The following is a 19,257-nucleotide window of genomic DNA, read 5'->3' as shown; positions in this document are numbered from 1 at the left end:
ATTGATATGGATCAAATTTAGGAGACGCTCGGGCTGCGGACATTGGGAGGTGTTTATGCAGTCAGACGAGATCGGCGAACGCTTGGCGTTCATGCGGCTGGATGAGGCGGGACGAGCGGCGCTACGGGCTGTGGGCCCGCATGTGACCAAGGCGCTGCCGACGGCGCTGGACGACTTCTATGAGGTCATCTGGAAGTACCCGCAAACCCGGGCGATGTTCACCGGCGCCGACCAGATGCGCGGGGCGCGCCAGCGCCAGATCCAGCACTGGGCCAAGATCGCCGCCGCCGAGTTCGACCAGGACTATGTGGCTGCGGTCACGGCGGTGGGGCACGTCCACGCGCGCATCGGCCTGGCGCCCCGCTGGTACATCGGCGGCTATGCGCTGCTGCTGGAGTCGCTGATCGGCGCGGTGCTGACCGCGCGCTGGCCGAAGGCCGGCTTCGGGTCGCGTGCAGCCCCGGCCTCGGAGGTCGCCGCCGAACTCGGCGCCTTGGCCAAGGCCACTCTGCTCGACATGGACTACGCCATCACCGTCTACCTCGAGGCGGCCGAGGCCGCGCGGCTGGCCGCCGAGGCGCGGGTGCTGGCGGAGGAGCGCAGCACGGTGTCGCTCCACCTCGGCGGCGCGCTGGCGGCGCTGGCCGGCGGCGATCTCGGCTACCGGCTGGGCGACGACCTGCCGCCCGAGTACGCGGCGCTGCGCGAAGACTTCAACCGCGCCGCGGCCCAGGTCGAGACGGCGATGCGCCAGGTGGCCGATGCGACCGCTTCGATCTCCGCCAGCGCCTCTGAGTTGGCCAGCGCCTCGAACGACCTGTCGCGGCGGACCGAGCAGCAGGCGGCGGGCCTGGAAGAGACCGCCGCGGCCCTCGACCAGGTGACCGCCACGGTCCGGCAGACAGCGGAGGGCGCGCGGACGGCCGGGGCCACCATGCTGGAGGCCAGGGGCCACGCCGAGCGCTCTGGGCGGATCGTCGCCGACGCGGTCAATGCCATGGGTGAGATCGAGTCCTCCTCCAAACAGATCGGCCAGATCATTGGGGTGATCGACGAGATCGCCTTCCAGACCAACCTGCTGGCGCTCAACGCCGGGGTCGAGGCGGCGCGGGCCGGCGAGGCGGGCCGGGGCTTCGCCGTGGTCGCTTCCGAGGTTCGCGCCCTGGCCCAACGCTCGGCCGAGGCGGCCCGCGAGATCAAGACCCTGATCTCGGAATCCAGCGCCCAGGTCGGCCACGGCGTACAGCTGGTCGGGGAGACCGGCGAGGCCCTGCGCGCCATCGTCGGCCGGGTGACCGAGATCGACACAGTGATCGGGACCATCGCCGCCTCGGCGCGGGAGCAGGCTGTCAGCCTCGCCGAGGTCAACGCCGCCGTGAACCAGATGGACCAGACGGTTCAGCAGAACGCCGCCATGGTCGAGCAGTCCTCCGCGGCCACCCACAGCCTGCGCGACGAGGCCGCCGAGTTGGTCGCGCTGGTGGGAGGTTTCCGGCTGTCGGACCAGGGGCAGCCGGCTTCCCCGGTTCATCGCCTTGCCGAGCGGGTGACCGATGCGTTCGCGCCCGTGCTCCGCGAGGTCCGCTCATGAGCGAGCCGGAGGCGCTGGCGCGCCGCCTGCGCCGTCTGCACCGCCTGTCCCAGACCGGCGGCTGGGAGTGGGATCTGGTTTCCGGGGCCCTGGCCTGGTCGCCCGAGACCTGCGCCATCCTGGGCCTGCCGCAGGACCAAGCGCCGACCTACGAGCTGTTCCTCGCCCTCGTGCATCCAGGCGACCGCAGCGAGGTGGAGCGCCAGGTCGCCGAAGTCCGGGCCGGGCGGTCGCCCTACGACATTGCCCACCGCATCCAGCGCCCGAACGGCTCGGTGCGGCACGTCCGCCATCAGGGAGAGGTCGAGCGCGACCGCGGCGGCCGTCCGGCGCTGATGTCTGGCGTCGTGCGCGACGTCACCGAGATCCAGCTCGCCCGCGCCGTGTCCCGCAGCACTCAGGAGATGCTGGCCGGCATGCTGCGCATATCGCCCGAGGCCATCTTGCTGTGCGACGCCAGGGGGCGGATCCTGGCCTTCAGCACCGGGGCCGAGACACTGTTCGGCTATGCTGCGGCCGAGGTCGTCGGCCAGACGGTCGAGGCGCTGATGCCTGAACGCCTGCGGGCAAATCACGCCGGCTACGTCACCGAGTTCAGCGCCGGCTCGGGGCTCAATCTACGCATGCACGAGCGCGCCGAGATCGTCGGCCGCCGCCGCAACGGCGAGGAGTTCCCGGCCGAGGCCTCGCTCGCCAAGTTGCAGACCCCTGAAGGCTTCGTCCTGATGACCATCGTCCGTGACCTGACCGAGCGGCGGGCTGTCGAGACGACCCTGATCGAGGCGCGCGAGCAGTCGGAGCGCGCCAGTCAGGCCAAGTCCACCTTCCTGGCCAATATGAGCCACGAGATCCGCACGCCGTTGAACGGCGTGCTGGGCGTCGCCGGCGCCCTGGGCATGACCGACCTCAATCCGCGGCAACGCGAGATGGTGGCGCTGATCGAGACCTCGGGCCGGGCGCTGCAAGGGTTGCTCGGCGACATCCTCGATCTCTCGAAGGTCGACGCCGGCCGGCTGCAGTTGCGGGTCGCGCCCTTCTCCCTGAACAGGCTGCTGGACGAGACCGTCGCCCTGTTCGGGGCCAGCGCCGCCGAGCGCGGCGTGGCGTTGGTGCTCTCCGTCGAGGACACGCCGCCCGGCGCCTACCTCGGCGACGACCTGCGAATCCGTCAGGTGCTGTCCAACCTGGTCAGCAACGCCGTGAAGTTCACCGCGCACGGGCGCATTGAGGTGGCGGCGTGGCTGGCTCCGGGGGATACGCCCGGAACCTCGCTGGCGACCTTCAGCGTGCGCGACACCGGGGTCGGCTTCGCGCCCGAGGTGGCCGAGCGGCTGTTCGAGCGCTTCGAGCAGGCCGACGGCTCGATCACCCGCAGCTTCGGCGGCACCGGCCTGGGCCTGGCGATCTCCAAAGCGCTGGTCGAGCTGATGGGCGGCCGGATCTTCGCCGAAGGTCGGCCCGGCCAGGGGGCCGTCTTCACCTTCATCGTCCCGCTGGAGCACAATGTGGCGGAACTGCCGGACACCGTCGCCGACAGCCCCGAGCCGCGGCCGTCCGCCGAAACCCTGAACGTGCTGCTGGCCGAGGACCACCCGATCAACCGCATGGCCGTTGAGTACATTCTGGAGGGCCTGCCGGTCGACCTGGTCAGCGTCGGCGACGGCGCCCAGGCCGTGACCGCCGCCGCGCAGCGCCCGTACGACCTGGTGCTGATGGACATGCAAATGCCGGTGATGGACGGGCTGACCGCCATCCGCCACATCCGCGAGGAGGAGAGGGCGGCCGGCCGCTCTCGGGCCCACATCTGCGTGCTGACCGCCAACGCCTTCGAGGAGCACCGCGAACGTGCGGCGGCGGCCGGCGCGGACAGCTTCCTGACCAAGCCGGTGCAGGTCGATCGGCTGGTCGATCTGGTCTGCGGGATCGCCGGCCTGGCCGCCGAGCCCGGCTAGGCGCGGATCATCCCGGAGTTTGCAGGTACGTCCGCGCGCCCTATCTAGGCGCCATGCTCGCCGACGCCGTGACGCCCGAAAACCTCCGCGACCTGGTCGGGCGCTTCTATGGCCGTGCGCGCGAGGACGAATTGATCGGCCCGGTGTTCAACGCCGCCATCGGCGACTGGGACCACCACCTCGACCATATCGCCCAGTTCTGGGCCGCCGGCCTGCTGGGCGTCGGCCGCTTCACCGGCCGGCCGATGGCCGCCCACATGCGCCAGCCGATCACCCCGCCGATGTTCGACCGATGGTTGGCGCTTTGGGCGGAGGCGACCAGCGAGGTCTACACCCCGCCGATCGCCCAGGCCCTGCAGGCCAGAGCCGCCCGCATCGCCGAGAGCTTCAAGCTCGGCCTGTTTTATCGGCCGGCTCAGGACGCCGCGGGCGCATAGTTCCCCAGGGCGTTGCCGCTGGCGTCGCCGGCCCCGCTGCCGCCGTCGACCGGGATGATGGCGCCGTTCACATAGGCGGCCTTGTCGGTGGACAGGAAGATGGCCATGTCGGCGATCTCGTCCTTCTTGCCGTAGCGGCGCAGCGGGTTGCGGCTCTTGACCCGCTCCTCGGCCTCGGGCGTCGGGGCCAGCCGCGCCATGCCCTCGGTCTCGGCGATCGGGCCGGGAGAGATGGCGTTGACCCGCACCCCGGCCGGACCCCACTCCAGCGCCAGGCACTTGGTCAGCATGTTGATCCCGGCCTTGGCGGCGCAGACATGGGCCTGGAACAGCGAGGCGCGCTCGGCCTGGCCGGCGGTGATCGAGATCAGCGAGGCGCCCGGCCGGCGCAGGAACTCGAACGAGGCGCGCAGCACGTTGAAGGTGCCGATCAGGTCGATGTCGACCACGGTCTTGAAGCCGTTGGCGCTCATGCCCAGGGCCGGGGCCACGAAGTTGCCGGCCGCGCCCGACAGCACGATGTCGATCGGGCCGAACTCGTCATGGGTCCGCTTCAGCGCGGCCTCGACGGCGGCGTAGTCGCGCACGTCGGCGGCGATGCCGATGCAGGGTCCGAAGGCCGAGACCTCCTTGGCGGCCGCCTCGATCTTCTCGGGGCTGCGGCTGATGATGACGACGTTCGCGCCGGCCTGGGCGAAGCGCTTGGCGATGCCCAGATTGATGCCGCTCGATCCCCCCGCGACGAACGCCGTCTTGCCGGCCAGTTCCTGGGTCATGGTCTTCCTCCGTTGTGGTTGCGACGAGTTAGCCCGCAAACGGGCCTTTGAGGAAGCTTGACGCAACGTCGTCCGATCTGTTTGTTATCAACGATAACCTATCTTGATCCAAATCAAGGAGGGGCGCCGCCCGGGCAGCGACACTGTCGGCCAGGGACGAATGCGTCCGACGAGGAGAGGAAACCTGATGACTGCGACCGACATGATCGCCGCGCGTCCGTCCGGCGCGAAGCTGGAGCACTTCGACGTCCTGGTGGCGGGCGCGGGCATCTCCGGCGTCGGCGCGGCCTATCACCTGCAGACCCAGCGCCCCGGGACCAGCTTCGCGGTCCTGGAATCCAAGGACACCTTCGGCGGCACCTGGGTGACGCACAAGTATCCGGGCATCCGCTCCGACAGCGACCTCTACACCTTCGGCTACCGCTTCAAGCCCTGGACCGGCGCGCCGATCGCCACCGCTGCCGAGATCCTCAGCTACATGAACGAGGTGATCGAGGAGAACGACCTCGGCCGCCACATCCGCTTCGGCCACAAGATCGTGGGCGCCAGCTGGTCCAGCGCCGACAACCTCTGGACCGTCGACGTCGTGCGCAGCGACGGGACCAAGGCGCAGTTCACCACCAACTTCCTCTTCATGTGCCAGGGCTACTACAACCACGACCGCGGCTACACGCCCGAGTGGGCCGGCATGGCCGACTTCGGCGGCCAGGTCGTGCACCCGCAGCACTGGCCCGACGACATCGACCTGAAGGGCAAGAACGTCATCGTCATCGGCTCGGGCGCCACCGCCGCGACCCTGGTGCCCAACATCGCCGACCAGACCGCGCACGTGACCCTGCTGCAGCGCTCGCCGACATACTTCGTGCCGGGCCGCAACGTCGACGAGCTGGCCGACACCCTGCGCCAGCTTCAGATCGACGAGACCTGGGTCCATGAGATCGTCCGCCGCAAGCGCCTGTTCGACGGCGCGGCCTTCACCAAGCGGGCCGTGGAAGAGAGCGAGGCGGTCAAGGCCGAGCTGCTGGCCGGGGTGCGCATGTTCCTCGGCGAGGACTTCGACGTCGACAAGCACTTCACGCCCCGCTACCGCCCCTGGCGCCAGCGCATCGCCTTTATCCCCGATGGCGACCTGTTCCGCGGCATCGCCTCGGGCAAGGCCTCGGTGGTCACCGACGAGATCGAGCGCTTCACCGAGAACGGCATCCTGCTGAAATCGGGCGAGGAGCTGAAGGCCGACATCATCATCACCGCCACCGGCTTCGACCTCAGCGTGATGGGCGACATCCCGTTCCAGGTGGACGGCAAGGCGGTCGACTGGGCCGACACCGTCACCTATCGCGGCATGATGTTCACCGGCGTGCCGAACCTGGCCTGGGTTTTCGGCTACTTCCGCGCCTCCTGGACCCTGCGCGCCGACCTGATGGGCGACTTCGTGGCCCGCCTGCTCGAGCACATGCAGGACAAGGGCTACAAAAAGGTGGTCCCGGTCCTGCGCCCCGAGGACCAGGACATGGCCATCAAGCCGTGGATCGATCCGGAGAACTTCAACCCGGGCTACCTGATGCGCGGCATGCACCTGATGCCCAAGAGCGGCGACAAAGCCGACTGGCAGCACACCCAGGACTACTGGTCCGAGAAGGACGAGATCCCCAACCTCGACCTCACCGACAAGGCCTTCAAGTACAGCTGATATTTTCCTCCCCTGCATAGCGGGGGAGGGGGACCGCCCGAAGGGTGGTGGAGGGGGCGAGCCTCAAGCTCGGCGCCGATCACTGAACTGGCCGCGGCGGCCGAGCCGCATCTCTACCGGCAGCGCGTCACGGTGTCGGTCTGGCCCTTCGAGCGCAGCGCCCCGCCGACCAGCACCAGGGTCTGCTCGGTGTCGGCGCAGACCCGGCGGGCGCGGCCGCCCGTGGTGATGGTGGTGATCTCGCGGCCGCTTAGCAGCGCGCTCCGGCCGTCGGCGGCGATCTCCACCTTATCGACCACGCCGCGCTCGACCGAGCTCGACTTGGCCAGGAAGGCCGCCGACCGCTGGCGCGCCTTGGCCAGGCCGCTGCTGCCATAGGGGATCAGCCCGCGCTTGGGATCGCGGGTCTGGTCGGTGAACACCGCGTCCTTGGTGAACAGCGCGAAGAAGGCGTCCAGGTCGCGGGCGTTCCAGGCGGCCTCCTGCCGCGCCGCGAACGCCCGCGCTTGGGCTTCCGTCAGTCGTGCAGCTTGGGCCTCGCCGCCCGCGACCAGCAGTGCGGCCGCCAGGGCGAGGCCCGCGCGCCTCACTTGTCCAGGCCCAGGGCCCGCGCGGCGTTGCCGCCCATCCACTTCTCACGGACGCTCTGCTTCAGCGGCAGTTCGTCGGTCTCGGCCACCAGTTGGTGCAGCGGCACCATCTGGGTGCCCCAGCCGGTCGCGAAGATGATCTTGTCCTGCAGGTTGCGGGCTCCGTAATAGACCAGCGCCTCATAGCCCGCGCCCGGCGCCAGCATGTGCTTCACCCGCTTGCAGGCGAAGTCGATGAAGATGTTCTTGTGGCGCGAGGCGATGGCGCAGGTCTCGGCCACCCAGGGCCAGCCGGTCAGGCCCGCGACGATCCGCAGCTCGGGGAAGCGCACCGCCACCTCGTCCAGGTACTTCGGGTGCGCATAGTCGTAGGGACGGTCCGACAGCAGGTGCAGGCCCGCGGTGATCCGCACCGGGATGTCCAGCTCCACGCACTTGGCCAGGAAGGGCCAGTAGGCCGGGTCGTTGATGTAGCGCTCCTCGCGGTAGGACGAGATCTCGAAGCCCTTGCAGCCCCACTCGCGCACGCCGCGCTCCAGCGCTGCGACGCCGTCCTCGCCCTCGTCGCCCCAGATGCGGAACCACGGGATCAGCCGGTCAGGATATTCGGCCGCGAACTTGGCCACGTCCTCGTTGCTGGCCCGGCGGCCGGCGTTGCCGATGCAGGCGTACTGCACCGCGGCGGTGTCCAGCATGGCGATGACGTCGGCGTGGCTCATCGCCCGGCTCATATCGACGTCGCACAGCTTCAGCGCCAGCGAGGTCAGGCCGTCACGCACCTTGGCTTCGTTGAATTCGTCCAGGCTCATGCCGATCTGGGCGGCCCAGCCGGGCGCCATCTGCTGAGCGTAGCCTTCCTTGTCGAACCCGCGACCCGACTTGATAAGCCGAACGGTGTCCTCGACCGCTTCCTTGGTGGGCGTGTCGCATTCGAAATCGATGATCATCATTGATCGGGGCGTCCCTAATGAATCAGTGGGCTCGTTGGCCCTAATGCCGGCAACCTAACTCGCACGGCCGGCGATGGAAGCGCTGGCGTGCGGCGATGCTCTCACCCAGTGTAACGCCATGCGCCTCTACCTCTCCTCCTATCGTTTCGGTTCGGCGGTCGACCGGCTGCTGGATCTGACGGGTCCCGGCGTGCGCGCGGCGGTGGTGTCCAACGCCCTCGACCTGATCCCGGAGGAGTCCCGCCGCGCCTACGCCCGCAGCGTCCACGACCCGCTCGCTGATCTGCGCGGCTGGGGACTGGACGTTTTCGACCTCGACCTGCGCCGCTGGTTCGGCGATCCGGCCGGGCTGGAACGGGCCCTGCAGGGCGTGGGTCTGGTCTGGGCGGTCGGCGGCAACGCCTTCCTGCTTCGCCGGGCCATGCGCCAGAGCGGCCTCGACGCGATCCTCGCCCGCCGCCTGGCCGCCGACAGCCTGGTCTATGGCGGCTGGAGCGCCGGGGCTTGCGTGGCCGGCGCCTCCTTGCAGGGGATCGACCTGATGGACGAGCCCGACGAGATCGCCCCCGGCTATGACGCGCCGCGCATCTACGAGGGGCTGTCGCTGGTCGACTTCGTCATCGTCCCGCACTTCGCCTCGGAACATCCGGAAGCCGAAGCCGCGCAGGTCAGCGCCCGCTGGCTGGCCCAGCAGGGGATCGCTCATCGCACCCTGCGCGATGGTCAGGCGTTGCTACGCCGCGGCGACCAGCTCGAGTTGGTCGGCGACGCCTGACGGTTTCGTCGACTGGCTTCATGGGCCAGGCCGGCGAGCTCAACGTCCGGCTCAACTACATCCGTGTCGGCGATGCGAAGGTCCGTCTGCGCGCCTCCAAGGGCGGCGAGGGCAAGGGGGCGATGGGCGCCACCGTGGCGCTCACCGTGCTGTTCGGCCCGCTCGGCCTGCTCAAGCGCGGCCACGACATCGAGATCAAGCCCGGCCAGACCATCACCGCCTATGTCGACCAGGACGCCGAAGTGACCACCCCGGTCGAGCCGCCGCCCGCCGGCTAGCCGGCCGCGCCCCCCGTCGGTAGTGTCCTCGCAAAATTGGGGGGACGACATGGAACGCAAGAACCCGCTGGCGCTCGTGGCGCTGATCGCATCGATCGTGGCGGGGGTCAGCTTCATCGCCTCCTGGCAGTTGCAGCTCCCTGAACTGGCCGCCACCGCCTGGAAGGGCGCGGGCGTCGCCCTGCTGGCGGTCTACGCCGCCCTGCGGGCCCGCAGTCTCGACGGTTGGCTGATCTGCGCGGTCATGGCCTTTGGCGCGCTTGGCGACGTGCTGCTGGAGACCAACGGCCTGACGGTCGGCGCGGTGGCCTTCCTGGTCGGCCACCTGGTCGCCATCGGCCTCTATCTGCGCAATCGCCGCCGCAACCTGACCAACGCCGACAAGCTGCTGGCCGCCCTGATCGTCCCGGCGACGGTGGTCATCGCCTTCCTGCTGCCCAGCGACCGCGCCATGGCGCCCGGCATGGCGCTCTATTCCACCGGCTTGGCGCTGATGGCCGCCTGCGCATGGATCAGCCGATTCCCGCGCCTGCTGGTCGGTCTCGGCGCGCTGATGTTCGTGGTCTCCGATCTGCTGATCTTCGCCCGCTCCGGCCCGCTCGCCGGCCAGGCCTGGGTCGGCTACGGCGTCTGGGGCCTCTATTATTTCGGCCAGCTGATGATCTGCGTCGGCGTGGTTCGCACCCTGACCTCGGGCCGGCGGTTTTGAACCATTGCAGCGATTTAACTGGCGATTTTGGGTGCAGCTCGGCAGTTTCAAGGTCCAGTTTCAGTCAAGCTCACAGCTAGAGCACGCCGCCCTTTAGCCAGTCAGGTAAAGGGATGTGGCAGCTTGACCATAAGCTAGGCCAATATCCGGCCCACAATCCGCCTACTTCACACTCGATTGAAGTCGGGTTGAGAACGGTTCGAACGACCGGATTGGAGAGAATTCTGATGATGCATCGCGCGTCGAAGCTGATGACCGCGGGGGCGGTCCTGTTGGGTGTTGTGAGCCTGGGAGGCTGCGCCACCAAGAAGTACGTCAACGAACAAGTCGGGGTCGTTTCGACCCAGTTGAGCGAGCATGGCACGCGCCTTGACGGCGTCGACCAGACCGCCAAGGACGCCCTGTCGCGCGCCGAAGCGGCGGGCAAGCTGGCGGAAGGCAAGTTTGTCTTCTCGATGGTGCTGTCCGACGACAGCATGAAGTTCCCGATCAACAAGGCCAACCTGTCGCCGGAAGCCACCGCGCGGCTGGACGCCTTCGTTGAGAAGCTGAAGAGCGAAAACAAGAACGTCTATGTCGAGGTGCAAGGTCACACCGACATTACAGGCTCCAAGGAAGGCAACTATCGCCTGGGCCAAGAGCGGGCTGAAGCCGTCCGTCGCTACCTGAACCAGCAGGGCGTGGCCCTGAACCGCATCGGCACCATCTCCTACGGCCCCGATGCGCCTGTGGCCCCCAACGACGACCGCGCCGGCCGCTCGGCCAACCGCCGCGTCGTGCTGATCGTCCTGGCCTAACCGCTGGCTCGATAGCAAAACCTGCGTGATGGCCGGCGAACCCGAAACCGACGTCGGCCATTACGGCAGGGCGGCCTCCGCGCCGCTCGGCCAGCGGCTCCGCAGGCCGCTCACCGCCGCAGCCAGTCTCGTCCTGCACGGGCTGCTGCTGGCGGGACTGTTTTCCATGCAGCCCGACCCGCCCACCGTCTTCGAGCCTGAGCCGATGACCGTGACCCTGGTCGCGCCGCCGCCGCCGGTGGAGATCGCCGACGAGCCGACACCGGAGACCGGCGAGAGCCCTAGTCCGGCCCCCGCGCCGACGCCTCCGGCCAAGTCCGCCCCGGCCCCGCCCAAGCCGGAAAAGGAAAAGCCCACTCCAGCCAAGCCGCCGCCGCGCCGCCTGGCCAAGCTGCCCCCGCCGGCGGACATCGAACCTGCCCCGACCGGCGAGGCGGCCGTCACCCAGGAGATGGTTGAAGTCAGCGACGGAGCCCTGGTCGGCGCTGTCACCGCTGGTTCGCCCGGCGGCTCGGGAGCAGGGGCTGGCGCGGGCTCCGGCGCGGGCGCCGGCGGCGACTGCAACATGCCCCGCCGACTGCAGAACGCCCTGCGCAAGGACCGCATGGTCCAGGCCGCCGTGGCCCGCGCGCATCGCGGTCGCGCGCTGCTGGTCTGGAACGGCGGCTGGGTGCGCCATCCCGGCCAGGAGGGCGAAGGCCTGGCCTCGGTGCGCGAGGCGATCATGTGGGAAATCGGCTTCGCGCCGGAAGCCTGCCGCAAGCTGCCGGTCCGCGGGCTCGTGGTGATCTCGCTCGGCGACGGCCCCGGCGGCGGCCGCCTGGTGCTCGGCAACAGCTACTGGCGCTGGACCGACCTGCTGCACGCCCGCCGCGGCGGCTAGCCTTTGGCCGCGGCCTCAAGCGGGGCGATGTCCAGCTTGACCATCTGCATCATCGCCTCGGTCACCCGCCGCACCTTGGCCGGATCCGGGTCGTTCATCAGTTCGCCAAGCCGCGTGGGCGCGATCTGCCAGGACAGCCCCCAGCGGTCCTTCAGCCAGCCGCACTGCTCGATCGAGCCGCCCGCGGACAGCGCCTCCCACAGCCGGTCGAGCTCGGCCTGGGTGTCGCACTCGACCATGATCGAGAAGCTGTGGTTGAACGGATCCAGCGGCCCGGCCTCGATGGCCATGTAGTTCTGATCGCCCAGGGTGAAGCTCGCGATCCGCACGCTTCCGGCCGGCCCGGATGGATTGTCGGCCATCACCGCCGCAAGCGGCTCGAGCCGCGAGCCGGGGATCAGCGAGGTGTAGAAGCGGACTGCCGCCTCCATGTCCTTCTCGAACCAGAGATGCTGGGTGACTTTCATCGTCGTCCTCCTGGAGACCAGAGCGGCTGGACCGCTTGACCGTTCCAAGGACGTTCGGCGCCCGATGCAACCGACATGGGCGCCTGGAAGGGGCGATTCCCCGCGGCCGGTCCCGAGCGAACCCAAGGGGTTTCGCCTGAGGCGCAGGGCGGCGTAGTGGCGCCCGACCCCGCTGTGCTCGGCAAGCGTGTGGTCCAGCTCGTATCAGGCTCCGACCCGATATGGGCCGCGGGCTGCTGGAATGCGAGATTCAACAGGTGGTGGTTTGACCCGCGACGCCCGGCGACGGCGCCTCGCACCGTGCCCTGAGACCACCGCCGCGACAGTCGAAGACTGCGTGATTCACAACCGCGGCCCATCCGCCGCAAATCAATGGGGATATTGATGTCTCGCAAAGTTCTGCTGACGGCAGCTGGCTGCGCCGTCCTCTTCGCGCCGGCCTCGGCTCTGGCCCAGGACGTCTATGACTGGACCGGCTTCTATGTCGGCGGCAACATCGGCGCCTCCTGGGGCGACACCAACCTCGGGACCCGGGTCGAGCGCGGCAACGGCGCCGTGTTCATCCCGCCGACCGACATCTCGATCATCAACGCCCCGTTCAGCGAGGACGACAACGACACCGGCTTCACCGGCGGCGTCCAGGCCGGCTACAACTTCCAGTCCGGCAACATCGTCTTCGGTCTCGAGACCGACGGCGGCTGGATGGACATCGGTCAGAGCCGCTCCAACACCTATTCGCTGACTCCGATCCTCACTACGCCGGTCAACGCCACCGTCTCCCAGGAGGTGAAGACCGACTGGGTGTGGACCCTTCGTCCGCGGATCGGCTACGCCAGCGGCCCGTGGATGGTCTACGGCACCGCCGGTCTGGCGGTGTCGCGCGTCAAGGTCGACGCCAGCTTCGTCGACACCCGCAGCACGCCCAACAGCGCCACCTTCAGCGAATCCGACACCAAGACCGGCTGGACTGGCGGCGTCGGCGGCGCCTACGCATTCTCCGACAACATGTCGGCTCGCGCGGAGTGGCTCTATGTCGACCTTGGCGACGTGCGCGCCTCCTGGGTGACTCCGAACGGTTATGCGGCCTTCACCACGGAGGCCGACACCCGCGCCAACCTTCTGCGCATCGGCGTCGACTACAAGTTCTGACCTGAGTGGGCGATCCCTCCGGCCTCAGCCGCCGGAGGGCGCGTCCTTGGTCGGATCGCCCAGCTCGGCGTTCAGCCGATAGGCCTGCGCCGCCAGCTGCGCCACGACCGCCGCGTCGATCGTCTCGCCTTCGCGCAGCACGATGCGGCCCATCTCGTACTTGCCGGCGGTTTCCAGCCGCGGCTCCAGCGCCTTCAGCCGCTTGCCGCGCCAGAACCCGAGGATCACCCGATCCGGTTCGGCGCGGATCAGCAGCGCCGGTCCGCCGGCCAGATAGACCAGGTGCCCCCACTTGATGGTCTCCTCGAAGGCCGCCGCCGACCGCACCGCCGCGCGCAGTTGCTCGACCAGCGATCGCCGCCAGCCGTCCTGGGCCGCCACATAGGCGTCCGGGTTCGCCGCGGGCTGTTCCTTGCGCATCGGTCCTCCTGCGACCTTAGGCTCGGCGGCGACGTTATCGCCGCGCCGCCCACGTTTCACGCCTGACATTGTTTCGACACTGGCTAGATATATCGTGAGCTATCGACGATGAGATGGCAGGAGCGCACGAGATGGATCGACCGAGCCCCGAGATGCTGGAGGCGATGCGCCGGCGCGGCATGACCGAGCGCCGCTTGACTGTGACGGGCGCCGCCCAGCTGACGCCGCAAATGCGCCGCGTCACCCTGCGCGTGGCGGGCGACGAGCCGTTCGAGCCGCGCGCCGGCCAGGACCTGGTCATGCTGCTGCCCGACGGCGCCGGGGGCCTCGGCCGCCGCCACTACACGATCCGCAGCTATCGGCCCGAGGGGCGCGAGATCGACATCGACTTCGTGATCCACAGTCAGGTGACGCCCGGCGCGCGCTTTGCGCTGGAAGCTGCGCCGGGCGACGAGGCCATCGCCTTCGGGCCGCGCGGCCGCAACGTCGTCCAGCCCGGCGCCGACTGGCGGCTGTATGTCGGCGACGAGACCTGCATTCCGGCGATCTTCGCCATGCTCGAGGAACTGCCGCCCGGCGCGCGCGCCCACGCCATCATCGAGGTCGCAGGTCCCGAGGAGCGCCAGGCGCTGGACGTAGCGAACCCCTCCATCGACTGGATCTTCCGCGGCGGCCCGGCCCAGCCCTCCAGCCCGGCGCTGATCGAGGCCCTGGCCGCGCGCCAGCTGCCGGCCGGCCTTGGCCACGTCTATGTGCTGGGCGAGACCAGCACCATTCGCCGCCAGCGCCACGACCTGCTGGTCCGGGGCCTGGCCAAGGAGCAGATCTTCGGCGAAGGCTACTGGCGACCGGGCCGGGTCGGCGGCCACGACCATCTGGCCTAGAACTGACGGTTCGGTCAGTCGGGCCGGCGAAAGCTCGAAACTCGCTCCAGGTAACGCTGTTGTTGGCGGCCTGAAGCTGAGCTACCAATTTTGACCATCTGGTCAAATGCAGGTCGCGAGGCGCGGTATGGCTGAACTTCCGGACGTCTTCGTTCCCCACGCCTACGAGGAGCGCCAGGTCGACCTCGGCGAGGTTTCGATGAACCACGTCGTGGTCGGCTCGCCCGACCGGCCGGCCCTGCTGCTGATCCCCGGCCAGACCGAATCCTGGTGGGGCTTCGAGGCGGCCATCGCCTTGCTTGAGCCGCACTTCCAGGTGTTTGCCGTCGATCTGCGCGGCCAGGGGCGCAGCACCCGCACGCCGGGCCGCTATTCGCTGAACACCCTGGGCAACGACCTGGTCCGCTTCATCGCCCTGGCCATCGGCCGGCCGGTCGTCGTCAGCGGCAACTCCTCCGGCGGCGTGCTGGCGGCCTGGCTCTCGGCCTACGCCATGCCCGGCCAGATCCGCGGCGTCCACGCCGAGGACGCTCCGTTCTTCAGCTCCGAGACCAACCCTGCCTACGGCCATTCGATCCGCCAGTCGGCCGGGCCGATCTTCGAGCTGATGAGCCGCTACCTCGGCGACCAGTGGTCGATCGGCGACTTCGTCGGCTTGCAGAAGGCCCGCGCCCAGGACGCCCATCCGGCCAACCGCATGATGTCGATGGCGCCGCAGCCGGCCCAGACCATCAAGGAGTACGACCCCGAATGGGGCCGCGCCTTCGTCCAGGGCAAGATCGCGCTCAACTGTCCGCACGACCGCATGCTGGCCGCCGCGCGCACCCCGATGCTGTTCACCCACCACATGCGCCTGATCGACCCGGCCTCCGGCGCGCTGTTCGGCGCGATCAGCGACGTCCAGGTCGAGAAGGCCCGCGAGATCGTCACCGCCGCCGGCCAGCGCTTCGACCTGGTCCAGGCGCCCGACGCCGCCCACAGCATGCACGCCGCCGATCCGCCGCGCTTCGCCGAGATCCTGACCCGCTGGGCCGCGACCCTCGACTAGGCTCAGTCGTCCTCCAGCACCCCGCACATGAAGTGGCCGGGCGGCCAGCGCCAGGACTGGTCGCCGAACACCAGGCCAGGGATCGCCTCCACCCAGTCGACCTTCGGCCGCCGGCGTCCCTCGGGGCGATACTTCTTCGGCGTCAGCCGCCCGCGCTTGCCGTCCAGCACCTCGACCCAGCCGCCGCCCTCGCGCCAGTGGGTGCTCGCCGCCCGATGGTGCAGCTCCGCCTCGAACCAGTAGGCCTGCTCCTCGCGCGCGATCAGGTACAGCGCCTCGAACTCCGGCTGGCGCTTCAGCCAGGTGTAGATCGCCTTCAGCGACGGCATCCCCCGCGCCTTGGCCACCGCGCTCAGCGCCTGGCCGCTGGCCACCCGGCGGCAGACCTCGAAGGCGATCGCCCGCTCATAGGTGCTCTTCTGCCCGGCCCCCGCCGGCTGCCGCCGCCGCGTCCCCGCCGCGATCTGCGCCTCGCGCTCGGCCAGCTTCGCCGCCCGCCGCGCCGCGTCCCGGTTCTGCGCGGCCTGGGCCAGCGCGGCGCGGACCTGGTCATAGGCCTCGGCGAAGTCGGGATGCATCCGCCGCCAGCGGAAGATGGTCGGATAGGACGGCATCTGCGGATCGGCGGCGATCTGGCGGATGGTCTGGCCCCGGCCCATCCGCCGCAGGATCTCCACCCCCAGCAGCGGATGGAACTGGCTCTCCTTGTGGCCGCCGGTGTGATCCATCTCGGGCAGGTCGGGCAGGGCAGGGGCGGCCGTCGGCGTCTCGTCGCTCATGCCCGCCAGCATCGCGCGGCCTTACGTCGAAAGCGGACGTTTCGGCCGTTCAAACGGCTGTTCGAAGCCTCCCGCGCCCGCTAGCCTGCAGCTAAGTTCAGGGAAGGAACGCTTGCGATGGACGTGAAGAACAAGGTCGTCGTGGTCACCGGCGCAGCCGAGGGCATCGGGGCCGCCCTGGCCCGCCGCTTCGCCCGCGACGGCGCCAAGGCCGTGATCGTCGCCGACCGCAATGGCGAGGGCGCCGCCGCGGTCGCCGCGGAGATCGGCGGCCAGGCCGTCACCCTCGACGTCAGCGATGGCGACGCCATGGCCAAGATGGTCAAGGAGATCGAGGCCCAGCACGGCGGCATCGACCTCTTCTGCTCCAACGCCGGGGTCGGCGACGGCGACCCGGACAAGCAGAACGCCGCCTCCTCGCCCGACGCGGTCTGGCAGCGCGCCTGGAACGTCAACGTCATGGCCCACGTCCACGCTGCCCGCGCAGCAGTCCCGGGCATGCAGGCCCGCGGCGGCGGCTACCTGCTCAACACCATCTCGGCTGCGGGCCTGCTCTCGCAGATCGGCGGCGCGGTCTATTCGACCACCAAGCACGCCGCCGTCGGCTTCGCTGAATCCCTGGCCATCACCCACGGCGACCAGGGCATCAAGGTCTCGATCCTCTGCCCCCAGGGCGTCGACACCGCCATGCTCCGCCAGGGCGACAGCGCCTCCCAGCCGCAGAACCTCGACGGCGTGCTCAGCCCCGACGAGGTCGCCGAGGCCGTGGTCCAAGGCCTGGCCGCCGAGAGCTTCCTGATCCTGCCGCACCCGGTGGTGCTGACCTACCTGCAGCGCAAGGCCGGCGACTACGACCGCTGGCTCGGCGGCATGCGGCGGCTGCGCGGCAAGATGTTCGGCTGACGCCCCAAATGATCGTCATCCCGGTTTCGGCCGCAGGCCGAAGACCGGGATCCATGAACGCCAGATGGCGCAGGATGCGGCTGGCCCTCGCCCCATCTTCCAACCATGGCGCGAATGCGTCCCGGTCTTGCTGCGCAAACCGGGATGACAGCCGTGGGCGGGTCGCCCGCACCGCTAGCTATCCCTACACCCCTAGCCCGCCGCGCCGCATCGGCCGACTGCGCTCGCCGCGCCAGAGCGCACCTTGTCGTACTCAGCGGCGAACTCCGGCACGACGCTGCCGCCAGCGGAACACGGTGGCGTGGGACGGCATCTGCGGATCGGCCGCGATCTCCGGGATCGTCTGCCCCGCCCACATCCGCCGGCAGATCTCGGCCCCCAGGGCCGGATGGTGCTGCGAGACCTTGTAGCCGCCGGTGTGGTCCATGGCGGGGAGGGGCGGGGCTCGCTCATGGAGCGCAGTATGGCGCGCCGGTGCGTCGGAAACGGACGGAGGGGCATCTTGCTGCATCGGAAGGGCGATGCGCGGGAATTCAAGCTGGCGCATCGGAAGCGTCCGTTTTCGAGCCATGCAAAGCGCTGAGATTTTGCTCAGTGCAATTCGACCTACGCGCCGATCAGATGGCCAAAGTTTCGTGGGGAAGGACACCCATGAAACTCACGGGAGAGTCGCCCGGCAAGCAATGCGGGCCGCCCCCTGCTTTGATGCCGGAACACGAACAGGAGCTTGCCCCTCGATGATCGTCCTGACGCCCCCGCTGGTTGCCGCCTTTGCTGCACTGCTGCCCGGCCTTGCTGCCCTGGTCTGGGCAATCAGGAGAAAACTTTGATCCCTTCTGTGGATACGGCGGGGGGCCTATGGGGGAGCCCGCTCCGGCAAGGTCGCCAAGCAGGTAAGCGTAGAGGCGCCGAATCGAGGGCGAAGGTAGCTGACGCAACCCCTTGAACTTCCGCAACCTATAGGACTAGTTTCCCGCCAGCTTAACTATAAGGACCTACTTTCTAACATGGCGCGCCGTGCTGCACCTCCTCCTCCCCCGCCTCCCGCGAAACTCCTGGTTCCGGTCAATGAGGCGAGAGAGCGACTTGTCTCCCGACGCGAACTAGGCTCGAGCCTCCTGCAATCGCAACAGGCGAGCGTGAATAGTCGGCAAGCGCTTGATGAAGCCGAGGCGGCCTACAAGAAGTGGGACGATTTCAATCGCGAACTTCTGCGGCGTATATTTGACGGCGGGGAGTACTCTGACGCTTATAGTTCTTCTGGTCAGGCATCATTCTTTATCGTTGGTGGACCAGATCTCGGCAGGGATGTACGAGAACATTACGAGTTGTTTTCGGATAAGATAAATTATTTGGATAGCCTCGCCGAGCGCTTGGACCTTATCGACGTCTCCCCCTATGCAATGTCGCAACCTCGCCCTTCCTCGGAGGCGCCCGTTGCGGCGACTGCGGCTCAGCCTGCGGTCGTGAAGTCCAACAAGAAGGTCTTCATCGTCCACGGGCAAGACAATGAGACTAAGACGATTGTTGCCCGCTTCGTTGAGCGCTGCGGCCTTGAGCCTGTTATCTTGCATGAACAAGACGACCGGGGCCGCACCATCATCGAGAAGTTCGAGCAAAGTTCGGATGTGGCCTTTGCGGTCATTCTTCTGACGCCAGACGATTTGGGCGGACTACGTCCTGCCTCCGGTGGGACTACGCTCGAAAACGCGAAGCCCCGCGCCCGCCAGAATGTCATCTTGGAATTGGGCTATTTCATCGGGAAGCTGGGTCGCACTGGCGTCTGCGCGCTGAAAAGGGGCGAGGTGGAGTTGCCCTCCGACATCAGTGGCGTTGTTTACACCCCGTATGACGGGGCGGACGAAGGCTGGAAGATCAAGCTCGCCCGAGAGATGCGAGCCGCTGGGTTGGACGTGGACCTGAACAAGGCGCTGGGCTAGTCCGCGTTCCTGCCCAACCCGATAGAAACTACTACACAGCAGCACCACAGGGGCCGTCCTGGCCAGTTGGTGATCAGCAAGAATTCGAGCGGCTTCACTGGCCGCCACACGAGTCGATATACTCCTCTCCCCGGTCCTTACCGGCGAGGCGACGGCCAGGTCCCGTCGCAAACAAAAACCCCGCCAGCTCGCGCTGGCGGGGTTCTGCATGCTCTCCATGACCTAGCCCGGCGGCGAAC

The 19,257-nt window shown here is 68.6% G+C and carries 21 protein-coding genes; 14 read left to right on the top strand and 7 right to left on the bottom strand.

Annotation, left to right across the window (positions count from 1 at the left end; all coding sequences use genetic code 11):
• Positions 1 to 55 precede the first annotated feature (55 nt).
• From AC1DQJ_RS08105 to AC1DQJ_RS08095, 3 genes are read left to right on the top strand one after another with little or no spacing between them, the layout of a single operon-like run.
• Entirely contained in the window at positions 56 to 1,591 is a 1,536-nt protein-coding gene (locus tag AC1DQJ_RS08105; protein ID WP_477602039.1) for a globin-coupled sensor protein, read from the top strand.
• Positions 1,588 to 3,543, top strand: coding sequence for a hybrid sensor histidine kinase/response regulator (locus tag AC1DQJ_RS08100; RefSeq protein ID WP_477602037.1), 1,956 nt, complete (start codon positions 1,588 to 1,590; stop codon positions 3,541 to 3,543). Before AC1DQJ_RS08105 ends, AC1DQJ_RS08100 begins: the two co-directional genes overlap by 4 nt.
• Before the next feature lie 53 nt (positions 3,544 to 3,596).
• On the top strand, positions 3,597 to 3,980 hold the full coding sequence (locus AC1DQJ_RS08095; protein WP_477602035.1) for a group III truncated hemoglobin: 384 nt from the start codon (positions 3,597 to 3,599) through the stop codon (positions 3,978 to 3,980).
• On the opposite strand, the gene AC1DQJ_RS08090 is transcribed toward AC1DQJ_RS08095, so the two are convergent.
• Positions 3,959 to 4,756 (bottom strand): SDR family oxidoreductase, encoded by a 798-nt coding sequence (locus AC1DQJ_RS08090; RefSeq protein WP_477602033.1) that lies wholly within the window; start codon positions 4,754 to 4,756, stop codon positions 3,959 to 3,961. The two genes, AC1DQJ_RS08095 and AC1DQJ_RS08090, sit on opposite strands and share 22 nt — an antisense overlap.
• 187 nt (positions 4,757 to 4,943) lie before the next feature.
• Here AC1DQJ_RS08090 and AC1DQJ_RS08085 point away from each other — a divergent pair, with 187 nt between their 5' ends.
• On the top strand, positions 4,944 to 6,446 hold the full coding sequence (locus AC1DQJ_RS08085; protein WP_477602031.1) for a flavin-containing monooxygenase: 1,503 nt from the start codon (positions 4,944 to 4,946) through the stop codon (positions 6,444 to 6,446).
• 113 nt (positions 6,447 to 6,559) lie between these two features.
• On the opposite strand, the gene AC1DQJ_RS08080 is transcribed toward AC1DQJ_RS08085, so the two are convergent.
• Both AC1DQJ_RS08080 and AC1DQJ_RS08075 read right to left on the bottom strand, forming a co-directional pair.
• On the bottom strand, positions 6,560 to 7,036 hold the full coding sequence (locus AC1DQJ_RS08080; protein ID WP_477602029.1) for a nuclear transport factor 2 family protein: 477 nt from the start codon (positions 7,034 to 7,036) through the stop codon (positions 6,560 to 6,562).
• A complete protein-coding gene (locus AC1DQJ_RS08075) occupies positions 7,033 to 7,986 on the bottom strand; it encodes an amidohydrolase family protein (protein ID WP_477602027.1) in 954 nt (317 codons plus the stop codon). Before AC1DQJ_RS08075 ends, AC1DQJ_RS08080 begins: the two co-directional genes overlap by 4 nt.
• A 118-nt stretch (positions 7,987 to 8,104) precedes the next feature.
• Between AC1DQJ_RS08075 and AC1DQJ_RS08070 the strand changes: the two genes are divergently transcribed.
• The 5 genes from AC1DQJ_RS08070 (at position 8,105) to AC1DQJ_RS08050 (ending at position 11,428) form a co-directional block, all read left to right on the top strand.
• Positions 8,105 to 8,761, top strand: coding sequence for a Type 1 glutamine amidotransferase-like domain-containing protein (locus tag AC1DQJ_RS08070; RefSeq protein ID WP_477602025.1), 657 nt, complete (start codon positions 8,105 to 8,107; stop codon positions 8,759 to 8,761).
• Positions 8,762 to 8,781: 20 nt separating this feature from the next.
• Positions 8,782 to 9,039 carry a hypothetical protein gene (locus tag AC1DQJ_RS08065; protein ID WP_477602023.1) on the top strand — a complete coding sequence of 86 codons (258 nt, stop codon included), beginning with the start codon at positions 8,782 to 8,784 and terminating at the stop codon, positions 9,037 to 9,039.
• A 49-nt stretch (positions 9,040 to 9,088) separates the two neighbouring features.
• Positions 9,089 to 9,748 (top strand): lysoplasmalogenase, encoded by a 660-nt coding sequence (locus AC1DQJ_RS08060; RefSeq protein WP_477602021.1) that lies wholly within the window; start codon positions 9,089 to 9,091, stop codon positions 9,746 to 9,748.
• A gap of 227 nt (positions 9,749 to 9,975) precedes the next feature.
• Positions 9,976 to 10,545: an OmpA family protein gene (locus AC1DQJ_RS08055; RefSeq protein WP_477602019.1), complete on the top strand. Its 570-nt coding sequence runs from the start codon at positions 9,976 to 9,978 to the stop codon at positions 10,543 to 10,545.
• Between the two features lie 28 nt (positions 10,546 to 10,573).
• Entirely contained in the window at positions 10,574 to 11,428 is an 855-nt protein-coding gene (locus tag AC1DQJ_RS08050; protein ID WP_477602017.1) for a hypothetical protein, read from the top strand.
• On the opposite strand, the gene AC1DQJ_RS08045 is transcribed toward AC1DQJ_RS08050, so the two are convergent.
• Positions 11,425 to 11,895, bottom strand: coding sequence for a VOC family protein (locus AC1DQJ_RS08045; protein ID WP_477602015.1), 471 nt, complete (start codon positions 11,893 to 11,895; stop codon positions 11,425 to 11,427). The genes AC1DQJ_RS08050 and AC1DQJ_RS08045 overlap by 4 nt on opposite strands.
• A 384-nt stretch (positions 11,896 to 12,279) precedes the next feature.
• Here AC1DQJ_RS08045 and AC1DQJ_RS08040 point away from each other — a divergent pair, with 384 nt between their 5' ends.
• A complete protein-coding gene (locus AC1DQJ_RS08040) occupies positions 12,280 to 13,044 on the top strand; it encodes an outer membrane protein (protein WP_477602013.1) in 765 nt (254 codons plus the stop codon).
• Positions 13,045 to 13,068: 24 nt separating this feature from the next.
• Here the strand turns inward: AC1DQJ_RS08040 and AC1DQJ_RS08035 are convergent, their stop codons facing one another.
• A complete protein-coding gene (locus AC1DQJ_RS08035) occupies positions 13,069 to 13,464 on the bottom strand; it encodes a DUF1801 domain-containing protein (RefSeq protein WP_477602011.1) in 396 nt (131 codons plus the stop codon).
• A 131-nt stretch (positions 13,465 to 13,595) separates the two neighbouring features.
• Here AC1DQJ_RS08035 and AC1DQJ_RS08030 point away from each other — a divergent pair, with 131 nt between their 5' ends.
• Positions 13,596 to 14,348 carry a siderophore-interacting protein gene (locus AC1DQJ_RS08030; RefSeq protein WP_477602009.1) on the top strand — a complete coding sequence of 251 codons (753 nt, stop codon included), beginning with the start codon at positions 13,596 to 13,598 and terminating at the stop codon, positions 14,346 to 14,348.
• 127 nt (positions 14,349 to 14,475) lie between these two features.
• Positions 14,476 to 15,396: an alpha/beta hydrolase gene (locus AC1DQJ_RS08025; RefSeq protein WP_477602007.1), complete on the top strand. Its 921-nt coding sequence runs from the start codon at positions 14,476 to 14,478 to the stop codon at positions 15,394 to 15,396.
• A gap of 2 nt (positions 15,397 to 15,398) precedes the next feature.
• Here the strand turns inward: AC1DQJ_RS08025 and AC1DQJ_RS08020 are convergent, their stop codons facing one another.
• Positions 15,399 to 16,175, bottom strand: coding sequence for a terminase small subunit-like protein (locus AC1DQJ_RS08020; protein ID WP_477602005.1), 777 nt, complete (start codon positions 16,173 to 16,175; stop codon positions 15,399 to 15,401).
• A 117-nt stretch (positions 16,176 to 16,292) separates the two neighbouring features.
• On the opposite strand from AC1DQJ_RS08020, the gene AC1DQJ_RS08015 reads away from it, so the two are divergent.
• Positions 16,293 to 17,078 (top strand): SDR family oxidoreductase, encoded by a 786-nt coding sequence (locus AC1DQJ_RS08015; RefSeq protein ID WP_477602003.1) that lies wholly within the window; start codon positions 16,293 to 16,295, stop codon positions 17,076 to 17,078.
• A gap of 253 nt (positions 17,079 to 17,331) precedes the next feature.
• Here the strand turns inward: AC1DQJ_RS08015 and AC1DQJ_RS08010 are convergent, their stop codons facing one another.
• The gene (locus AC1DQJ_RS08010; RefSeq protein WP_477602001.1) at positions 17,332 to 17,589 is read right to left on the bottom strand and encodes a terminase small subunit-like protein; all 258 of its coding nucleotides are present in this window, start codon (positions 17,587 to 17,589) and stop codon (positions 17,332 to 17,334) included.
• 628 nt (positions 17,590 to 18,217) lie between these two features.
• On the opposite strand from AC1DQJ_RS08010, the gene AC1DQJ_RS08005 reads away from it, so the two are divergent.
• Positions 18,218 to 19,018, top strand: coding sequence for a TIR domain-containing protein (locus AC1DQJ_RS08005; protein ID WP_477601999.1), 801 nt, complete (start codon positions 18,218 to 18,220; stop codon positions 19,016 to 19,018).
• Positions 19,019 to 19,257: the final 239 nt, after the last annotated feature.

Source organism: Phenylobacterium sp. P4_E10, from assembly GCF_056401675.1.
Note: the sequence above shows the minus strand (reverse complement) of the source record. Positions and strands in the feature narration are given on the sequence as shown.